Source organism: Roseateles sp., assembly GCF_039929605.1.
Taxonomy (GTDB): Bacteria; Pseudomonadota; Gammaproteobacteria; order Burkholderiales; family Burkholderiaceae_C; genus Pelomonas.
Genome location: NZ_JBDSQX010000066.1, coordinates 15,831 through 36,578, shown reverse-complemented (window position 1 = coordinate 36,578; position 20,748 = coordinate 15,831). Strand labels below are relative to the sequence as shown.

Here is a 20,748-nt window from a genome sequence, read left to right as displayed (position 1 = left end):
GCCTCAGATCATTCCGCTTTTCACCATGATGGCGCGCAAGGCCGCGAACTCCCTGTCGACAAAACTGTCGAACTCCGGGCCGGCCAGCAGTGCCGGCGTCCAGCCGTTTTTCTCGATGGACTCCGCCCAGCTCTTGCTCTTGGTGGCCTGCACAACCATGTCGGTCAGCGCCTTGCGCTGCTCGGGCGTGATGCCGGGCGGTGCGTAGACACCGCGCCAGTTGCCGATCTCGACGTCAATGCCCAGCTCCTTCAGCGTCGGCGCGTTCAGGCCCTTGATGCGGGCCGGCGACGTGACGGCGATGGCGCGCATCTTGCCGCTCTCCAGATAGGGCTGGAACTCGCTGAAGCCGCTGCCGCCGATGGTGACGTTGCCGCCCAGGATGGCCGCCGTCGCCTCGCCGCCGCCGCGGAAGGGCACGTAGTTGATCTTGGAGGCATCCACGCCCTGGTCGCGGGCGATCATGGCCGCCGCGATGTGCTCGGTGGCGCCGCGCGAACCGCCGCCCCACTTGACGCTGCCGGGGTCCTTCTTGAGCTGGTCGACGACGTCCTTCATCGTCTTCAGCGGCGAGGCCGCGTGCACGACGAAGACGTTGTACTCGCTGATGAGACGAGCGATCGGCGTGGCCTGCGACAGACTCACCGGCGGCTTGCCGGTGATGATGCCGCCCAGCATGACGGCGCCCATGACGAGCAGCGCATGCGGGTCGCCCTTGCTGGCGTTGACGAACTGGGCCAGGCCCAGGGCGCCGGCCGCGCCGCCCTTGTTCTCGTACTGCACGGAGGACGCGAGGCCCGCATCCTGCAGCGCCTTGCCGAAGGCGCGGCCGGTGGTATCCCAGCCGCCGCCAGGGTTGGCGGGGATCATCATCTTCATGGGCACACCCGCCGCATGGGCCGAGAGTGGCCACGCGCCGGTGGCGGCCAGGGCTGCCAGGGACTTCAGGAATGTGTCGCGACGCATGCTTGTCTCCGTTGTGTTTCTAACCATCAGAACGAGTGGTAGATGCCGGCCTCGATGCCGCGCGAATCATCACCCAACGCAATTGACGATCCGCCCGGGATGAGGAAGCGGCCTGTCTTGCTATTGTTCACCTGCGACAGCGTCGTGTAGAGCGATGTGCGCTTGGACAGGTTGTGCACATAGCCTAGGGCAAACAGCTTGCCCGTGTAGTCCTCGCCGTTGGCGCTGTTGCGCGAATGGGCGTTCACGAAGCTCGCGCGGATGATGCCGCTGCCCAACGCGTAGTGCGCGCCGACGACGTAGTTCTTCTGCTCGCGCGTCGCCTGCTTGCTGTTGTGGACCAGGCCCAGCAGCTTGAGCGCGCCCACCGTGTAGCTGCCGCCCAGGTTCATGACCTTGAACTTGTCGCCGGCCAGCGTGTTGGTCGTCTCCGACATGGCGAAGGCGAGGTCCAGCCCGTTGCCCGCGTAGCCAACGCGCGCGCCGACGTAGCGGCCCGTCGTGCCCTCGCCGGCCGCCACCATGGCCTGGCCGTAGACGCCACCCAGGCCGTCGGGCAGGAAATAGCCGACCGAGTTGTCCGAGCGGACCACCGTCTTGGACGTGCCCGACACGCCGTCGAAGCCGTAGACCAGGTTGCTGGCCGCGCCCACGCCGTTGGTGCCGAAGGCGTTGAACTTGCTGATGTTCCAGAAGGTGGGCGTGTAGTCGCGGCCCAGCCGCACTTCGCCCGCGTCTTTGCTGGCGAGGCTGACCGTCGCCCGGCGCCGCCAGTCGCCGCCTGCACCCGTGTCGGGGCCGATGGCGCCTTCGAGGTGGAAGCTGGCGGTCAGGCCGTCGCCCAGGTTCTCCTGGCCCTTGAAGCCGATGCGGCTGGTCTGCAGGCCATCGATGCTTTCCAGGTTCAGCGTCTTGCTGCCGTTCTTCAGGCGCTGCACGCCCACGTCCAACACGCCGAAGATGGTCACGCTGGAGGCTTGCGCTGCGGCCAGCGCCGATGCGCCCGCCAGTGCCGCTGCGGCGAGCAGCTTCAATTGGAAGTTCATGGTTTGTCTCCTGTATCTGTCTTATGGGGAGCCCCATGCTCGACAGCGAGGCTGTCAATCGGCTGTCCACGGCGTCGGGGTAAACCTCAGCTCTGGCGTCGGGGTATCGCGGTGCTAGCCTGCCGCCCCATGAAGTTGCTGGTGATCGAAGACAACGCCGCGATGCAGACCACGCTGCAACGCTCCTTCGAGCGTCGCGGCTTCCGGGTAAGCATCTGCGATGACGGTGCCAAGGCCCTGGGCCGCTGGCGGGCCAGCCTGCCCGACGTCGTGCTGCTGGACCTCTCCATGCCCGGCCTCGACGGCCTGGACGTGCTGAGCCAGGCGCGTGCCGAAGGCCTCGCCACGCCCGTCATCATCATCACCGCGCGCGGCACGCTGGGCGACCGCATCCTGGGCCTGAACACCGGTGCCGACGACTACCTGCCCAAGCCCTTTGACCTGGACGAGCTGGAGGCCCGCATCCGCGCGCTGGTGCGCCGCCAGGGCCAGGCAAGCGAGGGCTTCCGCGCCGCCGACGCACCCAGCTTCTGCGGCCTGCGCGTCGATGTTGAAAGCGGCGCCGTCTATCACCAGGGCCAGCCGCTGGACCTGCCACCGCGCGAGGCCGCGCTGCTGCGCGCGCTGCTCGTGCGGCCCGGCCAGGCGGTGGCCAAGGACAAGCTCTTCGATCTCGTCTTCGCCGACGCCGCCGATGCCCAGCCCGATGCCATCGAGGTCGTGGCGTACCGGTTGCGCAAGCGGCTTGCCACCACCGGCGCCAAGCTGGTGACGCTGCGCGGGCTGGGCTACTTGCTGCAAGCCGATGACTGAAATTCGCGAGATCACGGCATGACGCAACGGCTGGCCGGCCTGTCCATGCGCAGCCGTCTGCTGTGGGGCATCCTGCTGCCCGTGGGCCTGCTGATCGCCATCAACACCGTCAGCCTCTACCGCGAAACGCTGCGCGCCGTGGACACGGCCTATGACCGCACGCTGCTGGCCTCGGCCAAGTCGATTGGCGAGTTGCTGGGCGTGGATGGCAGCGGCGAGCAGGCCAGGCTCGTGGCGGCCGTGCCCTATGCCGCGCTGGAAGCCTTCGAAACCGACAGCCGCAGCCGGCTCTACTTCAAGGTGCTGGGCTTCAAGGGCGAGATGGTGTCGGGCTATGACGACCTGCCCGCCTGGCAGGGCAAGCTGCCCGACCAGGGCGCCTACCCGGCGCTGGTCGATTTCTACGACGACAGCTTCCGCGGCGAGCCGGTGCGCATGGCCGTGCTGCTGCAGCCGGTGGCCGGCCAGACCGGCATGGGCCTGGCCACCATCCAGGTCGCCGAGACGCTGGCCCTGCGCCGCGGCCTGGCGCGCCAGGTCTTGCTGCACACGCTGTGGCGGCAGGCGGCGCTGCTGGCCGTCATCGCCATCGTCGTCTGGGCGGTGGTGCAGCGCGCGACGCGGCCGGTGCGCGAGCTCAGCGCTGCGCTGCAGGCCCGCGACGCCGACGACCTCAGCCCCTTGCAGGCGCCCGACATGCCGGCCGAGCTGGCGCCGCTGATCGTCGCCACCAACGACGCGCTGGCCCGCCAGGCCCGCCTGCTGGAGCATCAGAAGCGCTTTGTGCGCGACGCCTCGCACCAGCTGCGCACGCCGCTGGCCGTGCTGAAGGTGCAGGTGCAGTCGGCCCGCCAGGGCGACGTGGAGCCGCTGCAGGCGCTGGCCGAGATCGACATGACGGTGGCCCGCGCGACCGAGCTCGCCAACCAGATGCTGGCCCTGGCCCGCGCCGAGCAGATGCGCCAGCAGGGCGAGGCCATGCCCACGCAGGACTGGGCCGACGTGACCCGCGCCGTGGCGCTGGACCTGGCCCCGCTGATCGCCAAGCAGGGGCTGGACTTCGACATCCACACCCTGCCGGCTCCAATAGCCAGCCACGAGTGGGCACTGCGCGAGCTGACGCGCAACCTGTTGCACAACGCCATCCAGCACACGCCGGCCGGCGGGCGGCTGGGCATCGAGCTGTCGGTGCAGGCGCGCACGGCGCGGCTGGTCATCGCCGACGGTGGCCCCGGCCTCACGCCAGAGCAGCAGCAGCGCCTCTTCCTGCCCTTCGCCGTCGGCCACGCCAGCAAGGGCTCGGGCCTGGGCCTGGCCATCTGCCAGGCCCTGGTGCATTCCCTGGGCGGGCAGCTGGCCTTGAGCAACCGCATGGACGGCAGCCGCGTCGCCGGCTTGGACGCGCGGGTTGAATTGCCGCTGGCCGGCTGATCTCGGCCCGCCTTACTGTGCCGGGCGACGAATCACTTCGCCCGGTCTCGGCGGCGGAACGCCAAGGCCGCCCGACACCGAGTTCTGAACGCCTCGCAGCGCCCTGCGCATGGCCTCGTTGTAGCCCGTGCCATTGGCCGGCAGTTCCGGCCAGGCGAAGCGGATGGAGACGACAACATCGGCGACGTCGCATGTGGCATCAACGACTTGATATGTGACGCCGCCCTGGTCGGCGCCTTGCGAGTAGAGCGTCCAGGCACCCTCCTGGCTCACCACAGGTGAGGCGCTCCCGTACTGCACACCGATACGAGACGCCGCCTTCTTGCCCGCCTCCGTCTTCGTATCCATCAGCGAGACCGCGACATTGGTGGAGTGAGAAGTACCTTCGTCTGCAGCGTTGGCAATCTGAAACGCCAATGCAGAGACCGGCGGCTTGGTCTGTGCCTTCAGGACCGTCCATTCGTCAGGCACCTCGAACCGGACGTATCCCGTGGCGGTCACCACGGTCAATTCAACGGCAGTGGCGGGCGCGCTTGCCATTGCCAGCGCGGCGAGGAGGACGAAGAAACGCAATGGAGGCTCCCTGATGGCTGTCGCCGTTGGATGAAGGTTTTATCGCAACGGCGATCACCGTCAATCCGGCGGCCAATGCTGCCATGCCAGCGCCGGCCTCTGCCGCCATGGCACCATCCCGCCCCATGACCGTTCACGTCGCCTGCCTCTGCGCCGCCTGGTGCCGCACCTGTGAGTCCTACCAGCAAATTTTTGAAGCCGCCTGCGCCGAACTGCCGCAGGCCGGCCTGCACATCCGCTGGATCGACATCGAGGACGAGGCGGAGCTGATTGGCGACCTGGACATCGAGACCTTCCCAACGCTGCTGATCGCCGACGACGAGCACATCCGCTTCGCCGGGCCGCTGACGCCGCAGCCGGAGACGCTGAAGCGCGTGCTGCGGGCGCATCTGGCGGATGCAACGCCCGCGCGGGTGGCGGCTGAGTACGGCGAGTTGGCGGGGCGGCTCAGAGGCTGAACGGCGAGGGGAGCCGGCGTGTCGGAGGTGGTGGTCGGAGAGCGCCAATCGAGGCGCAAGACGCGACCGTAGCTTGGGCTGCGGCGGGTAGTTGGAACGACGAGTGAAGTGCCCCGGAGCGTCGGAGCGGGCATGTCGACTGCTCTCTCAACTTGCAGGGCTCGAGCTGAAGGCCCCTTGAAGTTCAAACTAGGGATTTAGATTTAGGACCTGACCCCGAGCCCGCGCAGTCGAGCTTTTCAGCAGCGCGGTGCTTCTCGATGAGTTGGCCAACACCCTGGCCTATGCGAAGTTCGCCAGCCGCATCGCTGGCTTTGGCACCAGCATTTCGGCGCTGGTGGCGCACTACACGGCGCTTGTCAACCTGGTGGCGCCGGCCAGCGTGCCACGCGTGGTGGCCGGCGACGCCGACGACGACCATGTGATCGCGGCAGCCGTGGCCGCCCGCGCTGAATTGATCGTCACCGGCGACCGCAAGCACTTGCTGCCCATAGGCTCGCACCGGGGCATCGCCATCATCGAGGCGACCGAGGCCTTGCGGCGACTCAGCGCCTGAACGCTCGCGCGTCGCCAATCCTTGCCGCTGACGCCGCAGCCAGAGACGCTGAAGCGCGTGCTGCGGGCAATCTGGCGGATGCGACGCCGACCCGGGTGGCGGCGGAGTATGGCGAGCTGGCGGGGCGCCTTAGAGGCTGAACGGGGAGGAGAGCCGGCGTACCGGAGGTGGCGATCCGAAAGCCGCCATCGAGGCACCAAGTGCAACAGTAGCTCGGGCTACGGCGAGCAGTTTGAACGCCGAGTGGAATGCCCACGGGGTGTCGGAGCGGGCATGCTGGATGGCTTCTCACGCTCTCGAGGCTCAGGGCTGACGGCCCGTTGAAGCTCAAGTTAGGGATTCAGATTTAGGACCTGACCCCGAGCCTCGGGGCGACGGCTGAAGGCATTTGGCACGGACCGGGGGCGCGAGCGCTGCCGCCCGCGCAAGGGCTTAAAGCCGCTGGGCCGGTGCCATGCACTCGGCGATCACGAACACGATTGGCGCGGGGTCTTCAGGGGCGAGGTCGGCGTGGAGGTTGAGCGATTTGCGCGGCTCGGCCTGCCACCCTCGACAGGAGGGCCGTTGGGGTCAACGACCCCAACCTACCGGGCTATGCGGATCTCTGCCTTATCAAAATTCATAACATACCTATCCATCGCATGACATGCGATTTCCAATCGATATTTGGCATCCGCCGAATGCGCAGGAAACACCTCGAAGTCATTTATCTTTTTCCCAAAAAGATGGCTCGCCGACACAGTCCATTCGCAATCAGTGGAACCGGCCAAAATGATGGCCGCGCCGAATTCGCCCGGGTATTCTGGAAAATCAACAAAGTTATTAAATACATCCCCAATAATAAAACATACACCCCCCGGCGCTGTTCGCGCCACGGAAATTATCGTTGCATCATGAAGATTCCCCAGGGACGCAAAGAATTGAGGTGGATTTTCGATGCATTCAAAAACCCCTTCGCTGAATTTTAATTTCATTCTTCCGTTCCTAACGACTTGCCGCGCCGCCAATCAGGAGCGCCGGAATGGTTATCTCCGGGAAGAATACGATGCCTGCTGCTGCTAAGCCAGCCATTCCAAGGGCTGCCCATGTACTGGAATTGTCGCCAGTGCTTTTGCCATCGGACTTCTCGTCGTTTGTGGGACATTGATCGCCTGGCGCTAGGTGCTTATCTCCACCGTTGTGATGCCAGTGATCTTTTCCACGCCAACCAGGAAAGCCAGGGCGCCCCTTGTGGAAATCGAGAACGTCTCCATTCCCGTTCGTCCATCGCTCTCCGTTCGGATCGCGATGAGATGAATCGGGTTTCCATCCCGGCGGGAGCCCGCCAGGAGTCGCAGGCAATTCAATCAATCCCGTCGGATCTGAAAACGCAGTCGGTCTACCTCCGACATATGCATAGGTGTTGACACCGCCCGCCAATCCAATCGGGTCAGACTGTGTATACCTCCCAATCGTCGGGTCGTAGTACCGATTCCAGTTGTACCAAAGCCCGCTCTCCGCATCCGAGTACTGCCCCGGGAACCCCAAATTCAGCCCGCCGATGTTGTCTGGCATCGCCGCGCGGCTGAACGAATGGTTCGACGCCCGCCACACCACTTGCGCCGCCGAGTTCGTGACAACCTCCGGTCGGCCCAGATGATCGTTGTGGCTGGCGTAGAAGGCCCCTCCGCGCATGAAGCCGATCATCTCGCCGCCCAGCCACACATAGGCCGTACTGCCCGCCGGCCCGCGCTCGTATAGCAACTCGCCGCCCGCGCCGTAGACGAAGGTGGTAACGCCCGCCGCCGTGCTCTTCCACAGCCGCTGGTTGTTGGGCCCGTAGCCGTAGCTGGCCACCACCGTGCCGCCATCCTTCACCTGCGCCAGGCGGTTGAAGCCGTCGTAGACGTAGGTGTGCGCGACGCCGGTGGGCGCGTTCTGCGTCATGTTGCCCACGGGGTCGTAGCTGAAGCTGCGGGTGGGGCCGCCGCCAGTGACGGAAGTTAGCCGGTTGGAGGCCGGGTCAGTGGTGTAGGTGTAGCTGCTGCCGTTGAGGTTGTGGGTCTGCCGGTTGCTGCTGCCGTCCAGGTAGAAGCCCTGGTTGGCGCCGCTGCGCACCACCGTGTTCAGCCGGTCCTGGGCGTCGTATGTGAAGCTGGACGATTGGCCCGAGCCATAGGCCGTGTCGTTGATGCTGGCGATGGTGTCCAGGTTGGGCGTGTAGGTGAACTGCAGGCCGTGCGCCGCGCCGCCGTTGAGCTCGATGAGCCGGCGGTCCATGTCCTGCGTGTACAGCCGCGGCAGGCCGTTGCCGAAGCGCCAGGCGTAGGGCTGGGCGGTAGCCGGCTGGTAGAACATGCTGTCGGCCACGACGAAGCTGCCCGCGCCGGCGTTGCCCAGCACCTTGCTCAGCCGGCCAGTGGCGTCGTACTGGAAGCTCAGCGACTGGCCGTCGGGGTAGCTCATGCCGCTGACGTTGCCGACGGTGTCGTAGCTCAAGCCCACGGTGAGCGACTGGCCCTGGGCCAGGACGGTCTGGCTGGCCAGCCGGCCGCCGGTCTCGTAGGCGAACTTCACGCTGCCGCCCGTGCCCGAGGCCGTGGTCAGGCGGCCCTTGCCGTAGGAGCCCTCGTCGTAGGTCAGGATCTCGGCCTGGCCGCTGCTGGTGCGCGAGGTCACGCGGCTGGCGGCATCCATGCCCAGCAATATTTGGCGACCGTCGGCGTAGCGTGTGGAGTACAGGCGGCCTACGGCGTCATAGCCGTACTCCGTCACGCCGGTGTCCGCGCTGGTGAGCCGGGTGACTTGGCCAAAGCCGTTGTACTGATAGCTGGTCCTGAGGCCCCGGGGGTCGGTGAAGGTGTCCAGCAGGCCGTCGACGTTGTAGCTGTAGCCACTGGTACTGCCGTCGGGCAGACGCTGGCTCTTGATCCGACCCAGCGCGTCGTAGTCGAACGTCGTACTTCGGCCGTCTGCTGTGGTCGCTGACTTGAGATTACGCGCGCCGTCATAGGTGAAGGAGGTGCGCTGGCCGGTGTGGCCGGTGACGGTCAGCGGCTTACCGGACAGGCCGTCGCGGGTCATCGTCTCCTCGAAGTACAACCCTGGGTCCGAATAGTCGAACGAACTGGAAGGAATGTTGCCCCAGGCTTCTGGCGGCGCGCCGTACGCGGTCAAGATCCTGGGTTTGACGACGTTGTCCCGCGTCCATCGCCAATTGACCTCGGAGACGTTCCCGTTGCTGTAGGTCGCCGTGTTGCGATGGCTTCTGACGCGCCGATTGTTGGGGTCCTGGTCGAAGAACGCCTCCTCACCGGTCGCGTCGGTGGTCTTCTGCAAGAAGCTATTGCTGTAGAGGAAGTCGGTACGGGCGCCGGTGGAATCCGATGCAAAGACCGTCCGGCCGTCGTTGTCAAACCGGCTGGTAGCCCATCCCACGTTGGCAATGGCGGTAGAGACCGTGTTGCCACGGCCGTCGTAAGCCATGGTCGTGGTCGTCCCGTTGGGGTCGGTATTCCAGGCCGGCAGGCCCATGGCGGTATAGCCGTAAGTCGTGACATGCCCCAGCGCGTTGGTCAGGGAGGTCAGGCGCCCCTTGTCGTCGTAAATGGCCGTGGTGACGGCTGCGCCCGAGGGCAGAGATTCCCGCGTGACGATGGAACTGGCAACGCCACTGGGGTGGAGGGCGTAGTCGTAGGTGACTGTGCGCGTCGCTCCGCCCGGCCTCAAGTCCTTGTGCGTCACCGACTGCAGCAGGTTGGGGAACATGGCGCCAGGGACGCTCACATAGCCGTAAACGGTCTGCTGGACAACCTGGTCATTGGCGTCGTAGACCGTGATCGACCCCGTCTGCGCACCGATATAGGTGTAGGCGGTCTTGCTCTGGGCGGGAGTGCCGGGGGCCACCGTTTTCACGAGAAGGCGGCCATCCAGGTCGAATGAGTAGGTCGTAACCGTGCCGTTCAGGTCCGTCGAGGTCGAGATGCGGCCGTCCACATAACTCTGCGTTGACGTCGCTGCGGAACACGCAGGTGCGGCGCTGTATTCCGTCCGAACAAGCTGTTTGGCGCCATTCATGGCAGCAAAGACGTATTTCGTTGCAACGCCACCATGGGTGACCGTGGTTGAGTCTGCGTCGTATGCGAGGGTGTCGGTGTCGCTGCGAATCACTCGACTGAGACTGTCGTACGAATAGCTTTTGCTATTGGCCCACGTGAGCAGATGCGGGGCGCCTGAAACGCTGTAGCCGTAAGAAGCCGTCGTCTGCCATTGGCTGGAGCCCGCAGGTGCGCTCTGCACGCCAACGAGCATGCCGTTGCCGTCGTAGGAATACTTCCACAGCGAGCCATCCTGGGCTGTGATTTGAGTGACGTGTACCCCGTCGCCCCACACGAAATTCAGCTGTTCTCCGAGGGCGTTTTGTACGGTAGATACACGGCCACTTTGCGCATCACGCGAAAACGTGTACTTGACTTTGCCGTTGCCGTTGCGACCGGAGATTTTTGTGATGAGGAATCTGGCCGGCATACCTGCGGGCCGGTACGCGGTGTACTCATACGTGGTGTCACCGGTGTAGACGCTCATCGTCGAGGAGCCCGATAGGGTGGACCGGGTGGCCCATACCTGAGAGCTCCCCGGGGTCCCCGAGTTTCTCAATGCACTCGGCAAGAAATAGTAGGCGACGCCGCCACTGGGCGGTACCCACTTGTAGAGGCGGTAACTGTCGCCGCTAGGCAGCGAGAAAGTGATGGCGTCGGCCAGATAGTCCACCGCAGCATCCAGACCGAAGTCCACGCTGGATTGCCAGTTCTTGCCGAAGATGTAACCTTGGTCCCACTTGTCTTCCGACCGGTAAAGGCGTTGGATACCCAGGCTCAACGCGGAAGCATGTGCGAAATCGGTTTGATACAGGCGTTTGTTGCCACTGGCCAGATCCACGGGCCGAGGAGAGATCGGCGTAGCCGCAGGAACAGTGGAGCAGCTCTGACCGGATTCCTTTTTGCCGTCGCCCGCTCCAATCACGTCGGCCTTGTAGGCTGGCGGCTGGTGGTACTGGCTCTCGTTCTGGGAGAAATAGTAATTGCGGACTACCAACCCTTCTGGCGACGAGTTCGACTTTCCTTCGACTGTCACCGGCTCCAGCACTGGATTCTTGGTGGTTCCCTCGGCCAGACCGTGCTCCGCAAGCGCGGCGAGGATTAGAACGAATATGTACTTGATGGAAACGCTAGAGGGCATGATTGTTCAATGCTTGCAAGACGATTCTGGGCTTGAGAGTGCGTTACCGATGCATCAGTTTGAGATGATCTGGCCACCGCGCGAAATGACGTCAAGCCAACCGTTTGGTCAGACCGATATTTCTATTTTCAGTCAAAAATTAACAAATCCATCCCTGAAGTGAATATTTGCGCCATTTTGGTCAGACCTCCGATGATCAGTGCTTAAAGCTGGGAAAGTAGCAGGTCTGACGCCAATGGCTTCTCAGACCCTGTTCGCTGGCAGAGGCGCCGTGAGAGCCGTCGGCGCCTGCGCGCCGTTGAACGGCCGACGGTCGCGCGCCGGCTGCGCTGCTGCGGCAGGCGGATGAAGCGATGTTTGCAAACAAGCGGGCTGGAGACGAGCACATCCGCTGCTCCCGGCCTCCGACCCCGCTGCCCTGAGCACTCACGCTCCCGCTCTTGCTGCGCGCGCATCTCGTCATGCAACGCAGGCGCTGGTGGCGGCCCGAGATCATCGAGCCGGCAGGGCGCCTGCGACTTCACCGGCAGGGACAAGCACCTTCCCCGGCGGCCATTGGCTCATGACGGGATAAGCCGCCGACGCCAGTTCTTCGGCCGACCAGTTGCGCGTCAGCCAGATCGTCATGGCTCCGGTGGTCAGATGCCACCACGACATATTCCGGCGGGGCAGCCTCCAAACGTAGTCACGGGCCATCCAGTACGCCAAGGTCTCGCCAGGGGTCACCGACGGTTGATCGCCCGACACAAGGCGCCACGCGACGCCATATGGACTCATCCGCTCCAGCTTGGGCTGACCCGTCCCGTGCACCAACCGCCACACCCAGGCCTGCTGCTCCGCCGTCACCATCTGCGCTGGCTTGGCCGGCATGGTGTCAAAACGGCTCAACCCCAACTCGTACAACAGCCACGGCGACAGCAGCACTACAACAGCGAGCACCCCTAGAAAGCCAGCCCCAAAATGCAGCAGTTTTCGCATGGTGCGCCAGTTTGCAGCATGTTGCCCTACCTGTAGGACTGCACTGACATCCGCTCGGCACGCATGCCGTCGCCGCACCCGCGCGCTCGCGTGGACAGTGCAAGCATGACCGAGCCGTCCCCCCTCACGCCCGCACCCCTGCCGCAAGACCTCACGCCTGCGGGTGCCGCGACCGACTTTCTCCGCGTGGCCGCAGGCCCCGGAGCGGCGGCGGCGGTGGTGCGGGCCGTGCAGTTCGGCGCCGAGCGCTTTGCCGAGCACGGCCGCAGCCTGGCCACGGCCCAGCGCGTCGAGGATGACAGCCGCAAGCCGCGCCCCTTCTTCCCACGCCTGAAGAGCAATCTGCAGGTCTGGGACGCCGCACTGGAGGTGCTGTCCGAGCACGGCCTGCAGGCCGACACCGACCCCGCCCACGCCTGGCTGCTGGACAACGCCCGCCTGGTGCAGCAGCAGCTCGACGAGGTGCTGCACGACCTGCCGCGCAGCTATTTCCAGCGCCTGCCGCGCCTGGCCGACGAGCCGCTGCAGGGCCTGCCACGCGTCTACGGCGTGGCCTGGGCCTGGGTGGCGCATGCCGACAGCGCGCTGGACATGACGCTGATGCAGCACTTCCTCGACGGCCATCACCAGGCCGAGGCGCTGACGCTGCGCGAGCTGTGGGCGCTGCCGTCCACGCTGCGCGTGGTGCTGGTGGAGAACCTGCGCCGGCTGGCCGAGCGCGCCGCCTGGCGTCATCTCGGGCGGCGCGGGGCTCAGGCGCTTTTCGAGGCGCTGCCGCAGCTGAAGCCCGATGCCGCGCGCCAGCAGCTCGCCAATTGGCAGGCCCAATGGCCGCACGACCCCGCCGTGCAGGCCCTGGCGCTGCGCCTGCATGAGCGCCTGGTGGACCGCGCCCTCGGCCAGCCCCAGGAGGATGAGGACCTTGACGGCCCCGAGTCCTCCTGGGTGGCGGCGCGCGACTGGATCTCCGGCCTGCTGCCGGACGCTGCCGCCGCCCAGGATGCCGAGCAGACCGAGTGCGCGGCCGACCACCAGAGCATCCGCAATGCCATCGGCAGCCTGCGCCGCCTGGGTGCGGCCGACTGGGCCAGCCTGTTCGAGGCCGTGCACCCGGCGCTGAAGGCGTTGAACCGCATCGACATCTACCGCCAGGAGCAGGACAGCAGCCAGGACCGCGCGGTGCACGCCATCGAGGCTCTGGCGGCCCGGCACCGCCTGCCCGAGGCCGACGTGGCCGAAGTGCTGCGCGGGCTGTGCAACGACCCGGCCTGGGCGGCCGACGCCGCCGAGCGCGCGCCGCTGCACTGGCTCTCCCGTCGCGGCCGGCCGCAACTGCTGTCGGCGCTGCGCATCCGCGATTTCTGGGCCGAGCGCGCAGCTGCGCTGCTGCTGCGCCACCGCACCGCCGTCTACCTGTCCAGCCTCGCCGGCCTCAGCATCGCCGCGATGACCTTCCTGCTGGCGCTGGGCCTGCCCCACGACGCCGGCTGGCCGATGACGGTGGCCGCCGCGCTGCTGGCCGCGCTGCCGGCCAGCGAGGCCATCGTCGCGCTGGCCAACCGTCTGATCAGCGAAAGCTCCCGGCCGCTGCGCCTGCCACGGCTGTCCTGGCCGCAGGGCATCCCGGCCGAGTCACGCACCCTGGTCGTCATCCCCTGCATGCTGACGCGCGCCAAGGGCATCACGACGCTGCTGGCACAGCTGGAGCGACACCACCTCGCCAACCTGGAGGGCGAGGCCCAGTTCGCGCTGCTCAGCGACTTCGGCGACGCTCGGAGCGAGCACTTGCCGCAGGACAAAGAGCTGCTGGCCCGGGCGCAGGCGGGCGTCGCGGCCTTGAACCAGCGCCACGGCCCGAGCTGCGGCGGCCTGCCGCGCTTCCTGCTGCTGCACCGCCAGCGCCGCTGGAGCGAGACCGAGCAGAAGTGGATTGGCTGGGAGCGCAAGCGCGGCAAGACGGAGGCGCTGGTGACGCTGCTGGCCGCTGACCCTTCAACTTTGGCAGAAGACACCCTGCCCGACCGCTTCGTCGATCTCGGTGCGCTGTCCACGCCCGCGCCCGGCATCCGCCACCTCGTCACGCTGGACAGCGACACCGCCCTGCCCCCGGGCACCCTGCGTGAGTTGGTGGCCATCGCCGCCCACCCGCTGAACCGGCCGCGGGTGCAGACCTCCGCACGCGGCGCCATCACCGTCGTGCATGGCCACGGCATGCTGCAGCCGCGCATCGCCACGCCGCTGGCCACGGCCGCCGGCAGCTCCACCGTGCACGGCACCTGGTTCCACAGCCTGTTCGCCGGCCAGCCGGGGCTGGACCCGTACAGCACCGCCGCGTCCGAGGTCTACCAGGACCTGTTCGACGAAGGCAGCGCCACCGGCAAGGGGCTGATCGATGTGCATGCCGCCGCGCAGGTGCTGGCCCACCGCCTGCCCGAGGGCCAGGTCTTGAGCCATGACCTGCTGGAAGGCTCGCTGATGCGCTGCGCCGGCGTCAGCGACGTGGTGCTGGTGGAGGCCGCGCCCATGCATGCCGACGTGGCCGCCGCGCGCATCCACCGCTGGACGCGGGGCGACTGGCAGCTGTTGCCCTTCATCAACCATCCACGCCGCTGGGGCCTGCGCGCCGTGCATGTGTGGAAGATGCTGGACAACCTGCGCCGCAGCCTCGTCGCACCGGCCTCGCTGCTGCTGCTGGTCACGTCATGGCTGGGCCTGGGCCTGTCGCCGGGCTGGGCGCTGGCTGCCGTGGCGGCGGCCTTCGGCGTCGGGCCGCTGATGGGCGCGCTGGCCGCCTGCGCGCCGGCGCGTGACCGCATCTCGCTGCCGCGCTTCTACCGTCAGGCCGCCATCGAGCTGAGCCGCACGGCCGCGGGCACGGTGTGGCACCTGGCCATGCTGCCGGCCACGACCTGGCTGCAGCTCGACGCCATCGCGCGCGCCGTCTGGCGCCAGAAGGTCACGCGGCGCGGCCTGCTGGAGTGGACGACGGCCGACGCCGCCGAAGCCGCCGCCCGCACCGACTGGCTGCCGCTGTGGCGCCAGCACCGCAAGCTCACGCTGGCCGCCGGCGTGCTCATCACGCTGCTGGTCAACGCCAACTTCGTCGGCCTGGACGTGGCCTGGCACATCGCCCTGCCGCTGCTGGCCGCCTGGCTGCTATCGCCGCTGTGGATCGCGCTGGCCAGCCGGCCGCGTGCCCGGCCGCGCCGCGAGGCCATCGACGACGACGGCCGCCACTACCTGCTGGGCGTGGCGCGCGACACCTGGCGCTGGTTCGAGCGCTGGGTCACCAAGGACGACAACGACCTGCCGCCCGACAACGTGCAGTTCGACCCCGACACGGCCATAGCCCACCGCACCTCGCCCACCAACATCGGCCTCTACCTGCTGTCGGCCTGCTGCGCGCGCGAGTTCGGCTGGCTGCACGACGTGGGCCTGGCCGAGCGCGTCAAGCGCACGCTGGACACCGTCGACAAGCTCCCCAAGCACCGCGGCCATCTCTACAACTGGATGGACACGCAGCGCCTGACCGTGCTGGAGCCGCATTACGTGTCGGCCGTGGACAGCGGCAACCTGTGCGCCCACCTGCTTGTCGTGGCGGCGGCCTGCGAGGGCTTTGCGCGTGGCGGCGACGGCTTCCCGCCGCCACCCGAAGTGGCACAGGCGCTTGACGAGGTGGCCAACCGGGCCCGCGCCATGGCGCTGGCGCATGACTTCCGCTGGCTCTACGACACGCAGCGCCGCCTGCTGCACATCGGCGCCGTCGCGCCCCCGGGGGTCGAGCACGGTGGCGAGCGGCTGGACCTGAACCACTACGACCTGCTGTGCTCCGAGGCGCGCCTGACCAGCCTCGTCGGCATCGCCAAGGGCGACCTGCCCGCCTCGCACTGGGGCGCTTTGGGCCGGCCCTTTTTCTCGCGCGGCACCGTGACCGGGCTGAAGAGCTGGTCGGGTTCGATGTTCGAGATGCTGATGCCGTCCCTGGTGCTGGACGAACCCGCCGGCAGCGCGCTGGAGGAAGCGGCGCGCGCCACGGTCATGGAGCAGATCCGCGCCGGCCGCGCCAAGGGCCTGCCCTGGGGCGTGTCCGAGAGCGCCTATGCCAAGCGCGACGAGAGCCTGGCCTACCAGTACGGCCCGCAGGGCAACGCCGCCCTCGCGCTGCGCGACACGCCGCCGGAAGAGATCGTCATCGCGCCCTACGCCAGCCTGATGGCGACCATGGTGATGCCGCGCGCGGCCGTGGCCAACCTGCGCCACCTGCAAGCCCTGGGCGCACGCCACGAGCATGGCTTCATGGAGGCGCTGGACTACACCGCCAGCCGCCAGCCCGAGGCGCCGAGCGACAGCGAGGACACGCCGGCCCGCGTCGGCCCGCGCCTGCAGCGCATCGGCACGTCCATGAGCCACCACCAGGGCATGGCCCTCGTGGCGCTGACCGAGGTGCTGTGCGGCGGCGCGCCGCAGCGCTGGGCCGACGCCGAGCCGCGCCTGTCCGCCGTGCGCTGGCTGCTGCACGAGCGCGCCCCGCACGAGGTGCCGCCATTGCGGGAACCTCCCGCCACGCCCACGCGCGCCACGCCGCGCCGCGCCCACATCTCCCTGGTCGTGCCCGAGACGCGCGGCCGCGCCCTGCCCGCCACCGCCTGGCTGGGCCATGGCCGCCTGACCGCCATGCTGCGCGAGCACGGCGGCGGCGCGCTGATGTTCGGCGAGCCCGGCGCGCAGGTGCTGGTGAACCGTTGGCACGACGACCTCGCGCAGGACCTGCTCGGCCACCACCTGCATCTGCGCGACCTGGACACGCCCTGGCCCGCCCATGCCAATGCCGATGGCCACTGGCGCGGCGGGCCCGAGGTCACCCCCTGGCGGTCGCTCACGCTGCGGCCCACGCCCGGCCCGCAGTGGCGTTACAGCGCCCGCCTGCACCCGGCCAGCGCGCAGTTCAGCGCCGAGGGCGAGCAGTTGCACGCGCAGACCGAGGTCTGGGTGGCGGTGGAGGACGACGTCGAGCTGCGCCGCATCACGCTGCGCAATCTCTCCGACCGCGAGCGCCGCCTGGCGCTCGTGTCCAGCTTCGAGCCCGTGCTGGCCCCGGCCCGCGCCGACCTGGCCCACCCGGCCTTCGGCAAGCTCTTCCTGCAGGCCCGCTGGGCGCCCGAGCAGCGCGCCCTGCACTGGCAGCGTCTGCCGCGCGGCCACAAGGAGGCGCCGCTGCACGCGGTGCACGCCCTGGTCGGCGTGGAAGTGGAAGGCGGCGCGCGGCTGGACCGCCTGCAGGCCGGCGCCGACCGCGCCCACTGGCTGGCCCGCGGCGGCCGTGCCGGCCAGCCCGGCGGCGCCATTGCCCGCGCTGACGCCAAGGCGCTGCGCAGCGGCACCCTGCCCGGCCTGAGCACCGCGGCCGGCGCGCTGGACACCGGCAACGACCCCATCTCGCTGCTGCACCTGGCGCTGACGCTGCCGCCCGGCGGGCGCATCACGCTGACCATCGCCACCGCCGCCGCGCCCGAGGCGCAGACGCTCAACCACGCGCTCGACAAGCTGGCCCAGACGGCCCTGCGCGAGCGCACGCTGATGCTGGCCCACACCATGGCCGGCGTGCGCACCCAGGGCGCCGGCCTGGCCCCGGGCGCCTGGCGCGCCGGCCTGGCGCTGCAGACGCTGCTGACCTCGCAGGCCGCGCGCGACGGCGTGCCGGCGCTGGAGGGCAGCTTCCAGCGCGACGCACTGTGGCGCCACGGCGTGTCGGGGGACGCGCCCATCATCCTCATCCGCGTGGCCGACACGACCGGCGTGCTGATGGTGCGCGAGCTGTGCGCGCTGCTGCAGGCCCAGGGCAGCCCGCTGGCGGTGGACATCGTCGTGCTGGACGCCGAGCCGGCCTCCTACCTGGCGCCGGTGTCGCGCGCGCTGCGCTCACTGGCCGAGCAGCAGCAGCGTGGCCGTGCGCGGCTGCATGTGCTGTCCGACGGCGCCGTGCAGGACGACACCCGCTTCGCTCTCAACCTGCTGGCCCGCGTGCGCTGGTTTGCCGACGGCCGGCCGCTGGCCCAGCAGCTGGAGCGCATCACCGCGCCGCACGAGCAGGCCGCCAAGGCCCGCCGCGCCGCGCTCGCCACCCATGTGCTGTGGCAGCACGCCGAGCCGGGCGCCACGCAACCCACGCACGACTTCGACGCCGCCAGCGGTGCCTGCGTCTTCGAGCTGGCACCCGCCAGCCAGCCGCCGCGCCCCTGGGTCAACGTCATCGCCAACGAGAGCTTTGGCTGCCAGGTGTCGGAGCGCGGCGCCGGCATGGCCTGGGCCGGCAACAGCCGCCTGCACCAGATCACGCCCTGGTCCAACGACGCGCTGCTGGACAGCCCGGGCGAGTGGCTGATCCTGCACTGCCTGGACAGCGGCTGCGCCTGGCTGCTGGGCCGCGCCAGCGCCCACCAGCCCGTGGCCCACCTGCCCGGCGCCACGGCCCTGGCCTTCACGCTGCCCCACCTCGTCGTGCGCCTGCGCTGGACGGTGGACGCCAGCGCCGCCGTGCGCCAATGCCAGGTCGAGCTGCATGCCGCGCCCGGCAGCGCGCCGCGCCGCCTGCGCCTGCTGGCCGGCGCGCAATGGCAGCTGGGCATGGACAGCAGCGCGCGCCGCAGCGTCGTCACGCGCATCGAGGCGCCGACCCCCAGCAACGCCAACGACGTGCCGCTGCTGGTGCTGGCCACGCAGGCCGACGGCCTGAACGGCTTTGGCGGCCACACCGCCTGGCTGGCGCTGCGCCCGACGCGCGGCGGCGACGTGACGCCCGACCAGGTGGAAAGCCTGGCCGAGGACCATGCGCTGTGGCCCTGGCCCCATGAGGCCGGCTTTGCCGCCGACCTGAACCCGCCGCGGCTGTGGAACGCCGCCATCGAGGCCAGCGGCGACCGCCGGCTGTTGTTCGACGACGAAGGTCGCCTCGTCATGCCGCATGCGCTGGACGGCCAGGCCGGCCCCCACACGGACGCCGCCGCGCTGCTCGCCGTGCCGCTGCGCCTGGAGGCCGGCCACGCCTGGCACGCGACCGTGCTGCTAGGCCATGCGCCCAGCCTGAACGCGGCGCGCGAGCGGGCCCGCGAGGCCTGGAAGGTGGACCCGCTGCTGCGCCTGGCCGCACAACGCCAGGTGTGGCGCAACTTGAGCGCCCCGGTGCAGGTGGCCACGCCCGACGCCGGCTTCGACGCCCTCGTCAATCACTGGCTGCCCACGCAGGTGCTGGCCTGCCGCATCTGGGGCCGCGCTGGCTTCTTCCAGGCCGGCGGCGCCTTTGGCTTCAGAGACCAGTTGCAGGACGCGATGGCCCTGGTGCAGCACGCGCCCGAGCGCCTGGCCGAGCAGATCCGCCGCCACGCCAAGCGCCAGTTTCGGGAAGGCGATGTGCAGCACTGGTGGCACGAGCCCGCCGGCGCCGGCGTGCGCACCCATTTCGCCGACGACCGGCTGTGGCTGGCGCTGGCGCTGGCCCTGTATACCGAACGCACCGGCAACACGGCGCTGGCCGATGAGCAACTGCCCTTCATCGAAGGCCGGCCCGTGCCCGAGGGCGCCGAGGACATCTATGAAACGCCCTTCGTCAGCGCCGACACGGCCAGCCTCTACGAGCACGCGGCGCGCAGCATCGACATCAGCCTGCCCGTAGGCATCCACGGCCTGCCGCTGTTCGGCACCGGCGACTGGAACGACGGCATGAACCGGGTCGGCGCCGAGGGCCGGGGCGAGTCGGTGTGGATGGGCTTCTTCCTGTGCGCCTGCATCGACGCGCTGCGGCCCATGGCCATCGCGCGCGGCGAGAAGGCCCGCGCCGAGACCTGGAAGCAGGCGCGCGACAAGCTCTCCGCCGCGCTGGACGCGAACGCCTGGGACGGCGAGTGGTATCGCCGCGGCTGGTTCGACGACGGCTCGGTGCTGGGCACGCACACGGCCAGCGAATGCCGCATCGACCTCATCGTGCAGGCCTGGGCCGTGCTCACTGGCGCCGCCCGGCCTGAACGCGCCGCCCAGGCCCTGGACAGCGCCTGGCGCGAGCTGCACGACCGCGACGCCCACCTGCTGCGCCTGCTGTGGCCGCCGTTGAAGGACCACCAACCCGAGGCCGGCTACATCCAGGCCTACCCCGGCGGCGTGCGCGAGAACGGCGGCCAGTACAACCACGCCGCCACCTGGGCGCTGATGGCCAGCGCCCAGCTCGGCCAGGCAGACCGCGCCTGGGCGGCCTTCACGGCCATCAGCCCGGCCCACCGGGGTGCGCACGGTGCCGTCTACGGGCTGGAGCCGTTTGCCGTGGCAGGCGACATCGAGACTGCCCAACCCCACGCGGGGCGCGGCGGCTGGAGCTGGTACACGGGCGCGGCCGGCTGGCTGCTGCGCGCCGCCGTCGAGTCGATCTGCGGCGTGCGCCTGCGCCATGGGCAACTCACCGTGCAACCCTGCCTGCCGCCGCACTGGTCCCAGGCGCGGGTGCGGCTGGATACCGGCGGGCGTAAGGTCGAGGTGCTGGTGCAGCGGGCCGCGCCCCAAGCCAAGGTGCCGGCGGGCTACACGCTGCTCGTTCCGGGCAGCGCCCTCATGCTGGCCGAGGCTGAGGGCGAACTCAAATTGTGGGTGCCGACGTCAGAACGGGCTGCCGCGCTGCGCGCCGAGCCGGCGCTGGTTTGAAACAGATCGGCAAAAAAGGAAAGCG

10 protein-coding genes and 1 pseudogene are annotated in these 20,748 nt (G+C 68.6%); 5 read left to right on the top strand and 6 right to left on the bottom strand.

Annotated elements, in window-relative coordinates; genetic code table 11:
• Window positions 1-3: 3 nt before the first annotated feature.
• Window positions 4-966 (bottom strand): tripartite tricarboxylate transporter substrate-binding protein, encoded by a 963-nt coding sequence (locus ABIS05_RS09225; protein WP_348009462.1) that lies wholly within the window; start codon window positions 964-966, stop codon window positions 4-6.
• A 26-nt stretch (window positions 967-992) separates the two neighbouring features.
• Window positions 993-2,012 carry a porin gene (locus tag ABIS05_RS09220; protein ID WP_348009461.1) on the bottom strand — a complete coding sequence of 340 codons (1,020 nt, stop codon included), beginning with the start codon at window positions 2,010-2,012 and terminating at the stop codon, window positions 993-995.
• Window positions 2,013-2,141: 129 nt separating this feature from the next.
• Here ABIS05_RS09220 and ABIS05_RS09215 point away from each other — a divergent pair, with 129 nt between their 5' ends.
• Window positions 2,142-2,825 carry a response regulator transcription factor gene (locus ABIS05_RS09215; RefSeq protein WP_348009460.1) on the top strand — a complete coding sequence of 228 codons (684 nt, stop codon included), beginning with the start codon at window positions 2,142-2,144 and terminating at the stop codon, window positions 2,823-2,825.
• 18 nt (window positions 2,826-2,843) lie between these two features.
• Window positions 2,844-4,256, top strand: a complete 1,413-nt coding sequence (locus ABIS05_RS09210) for a sensor histidine kinase (RefSeq protein ID WP_348009459.1) — start codon at window positions 2,844-2,846, stop codon at window positions 4,254-4,256.
• Between the two features lie 12 nt (window positions 4,257-4,268).
• Here the strand turns inward: ABIS05_RS09210 and ABIS05_RS09205 are convergent, their stop codons facing one another.
• A complete protein-coding gene (locus tag ABIS05_RS09205) occupies window positions 4,269-4,829 on the bottom strand; it encodes a hypothetical protein (RefSeq protein ID WP_348009458.1) in 561 nt (186 codons plus the stop codon).
• Between the two features lie 125 nt (window positions 4,830-4,954).
• Between ABIS05_RS09205 and ABIS05_RS09200 the strand changes: the two genes are divergently transcribed.
• Complete coding sequence (locus ABIS05_RS09200; protein WP_348009457.1) at window positions 4,955-5,287, top strand: thioredoxin family protein; 333 nt, start codon at window positions 4,955-4,957, stop codon at window positions 5,285-5,287.
• A gap of 235 nt (window positions 5,288-5,522) precedes the next feature.
• Window positions 5,523-5,843, top strand: a pseudogene (locus ABIS05_RS09195) (putative toxin-antitoxin system toxin component, PIN family); the annotation flags it as partial.
• 584 nt (window positions 5,844-6,427) lie between these two features.
• On the opposite strand, the gene ABIS05_RS09190 reads toward ABIS05_RS09195, so the two are convergent.
• From ABIS05_RS09190 to ABIS05_RS09180, 3 genes are all read right to left on the bottom strand, one after another.
• Window positions 6,428-6,817, bottom strand: coding sequence for a hypothetical protein (locus ABIS05_RS09190; protein WP_348009456.1), 390 nt, complete (start codon window positions 6,815-6,817; stop codon window positions 6,428-6,430).
• Window positions 6,818-6,827: 10 nt separating this feature from the next.
• Window positions 6,828-11,060, bottom strand: coding sequence for an RHS repeat-associated core domain-containing protein (locus ABIS05_RS09185; protein ID WP_348009455.1), 4,233 nt, complete (start codon window positions 11,058-11,060; stop codon window positions 6,828-6,830).
• 492 nt (window positions 11,061-11,552) lie between these two features.
• Entirely contained in the window at window positions 11,553-12,038 is a 486-nt protein-coding gene (locus tag ABIS05_RS09180) for a hypothetical protein (protein ID WP_348009454.1), read from the bottom strand.
• Window positions 12,039-12,143: 105 nt separating this feature from the next.
• Here ABIS05_RS09180 and ABIS05_RS09175 point away from each other — a divergent pair, with 105 nt between their 5' ends.
• The gene (locus ABIS05_RS09175; protein WP_348009453.1) at window positions 12,144-20,723 is read left to right on the top strand and encodes a GH36-type glycosyl hydrolase domain-containing protein; all 8,580 of its coding nucleotides are present in this window, start codon (window positions 12,144-12,146) and stop codon (window positions 20,721-20,723) included.
• The last annotated feature ends 25 nt before the right edge of the window (window positions 20,724-20,748 follow it).

Bases quoted from the DNA above. Each gene is read 5' to 3' on its own strand.
- ABIS05_RS09225 (WP_348009462.1), bottom strand. From the start codon at position 966: ATGCGTCGCGACACATTCCTGAAGTCCCTGGCAGCCCTGGCCGCCACC.
- ABIS05_RS09220 (WP_348009461.1), bottom strand. From the start codon at position 2,012: ATGAACTTCCAATTGAAGCTGCTCGCCGCAGCGGCACTGGCGGGCGCA.
- ABIS05_RS09215 (WP_348009460.1), top strand. From the start codon at position 2,142: ATGAAGTTGCTGGTGATCGAAGACAACGCCGCGATGCAGACCACGCTG.
- ABIS05_RS09210 (WP_348009459.1), top strand. From the start codon at position 2,844: ATGACGCAACGGCTGGCCGGCCTGTCCATGCGCAGCCGTCTGCTGTGG.
- ABIS05_RS09200 (WP_348009457.1), top strand. From the start codon at position 4,955: ATGACCGTTCACGTCGCCTGCCTCTGCGCCGCCTGGTGCCGCACCTGT.
- ABIS05_RS09190 (WP_348009456.1), bottom strand. From the start codon at position 6,817: ATGAAATTAAAATTCAGCGAAGGGGTTTTTGAATGCATCGAAAATCCA.
- ABIS05_RS09185 (WP_348009455.1), bottom strand. From the start codon at position 11,060: ATGCCCTCTAGCGTTTCCATCAAGTACATATTCGTTCTAATCCTCGCC.
- ABIS05_RS09180 (WP_348009454.1), bottom strand. From the start codon at position 12,038: ATGCGAAAACTGCTGCATTTTGGGGCTGGCTTTCTAGGGGTGCTCGCT.
- ABIS05_RS09175 (WP_348009453.1), top strand. From the start codon at position 12,144: ATGACCGAGCCGTCCCCCCTCACGCCCGCACCCCTGCCGCAAGACCTC.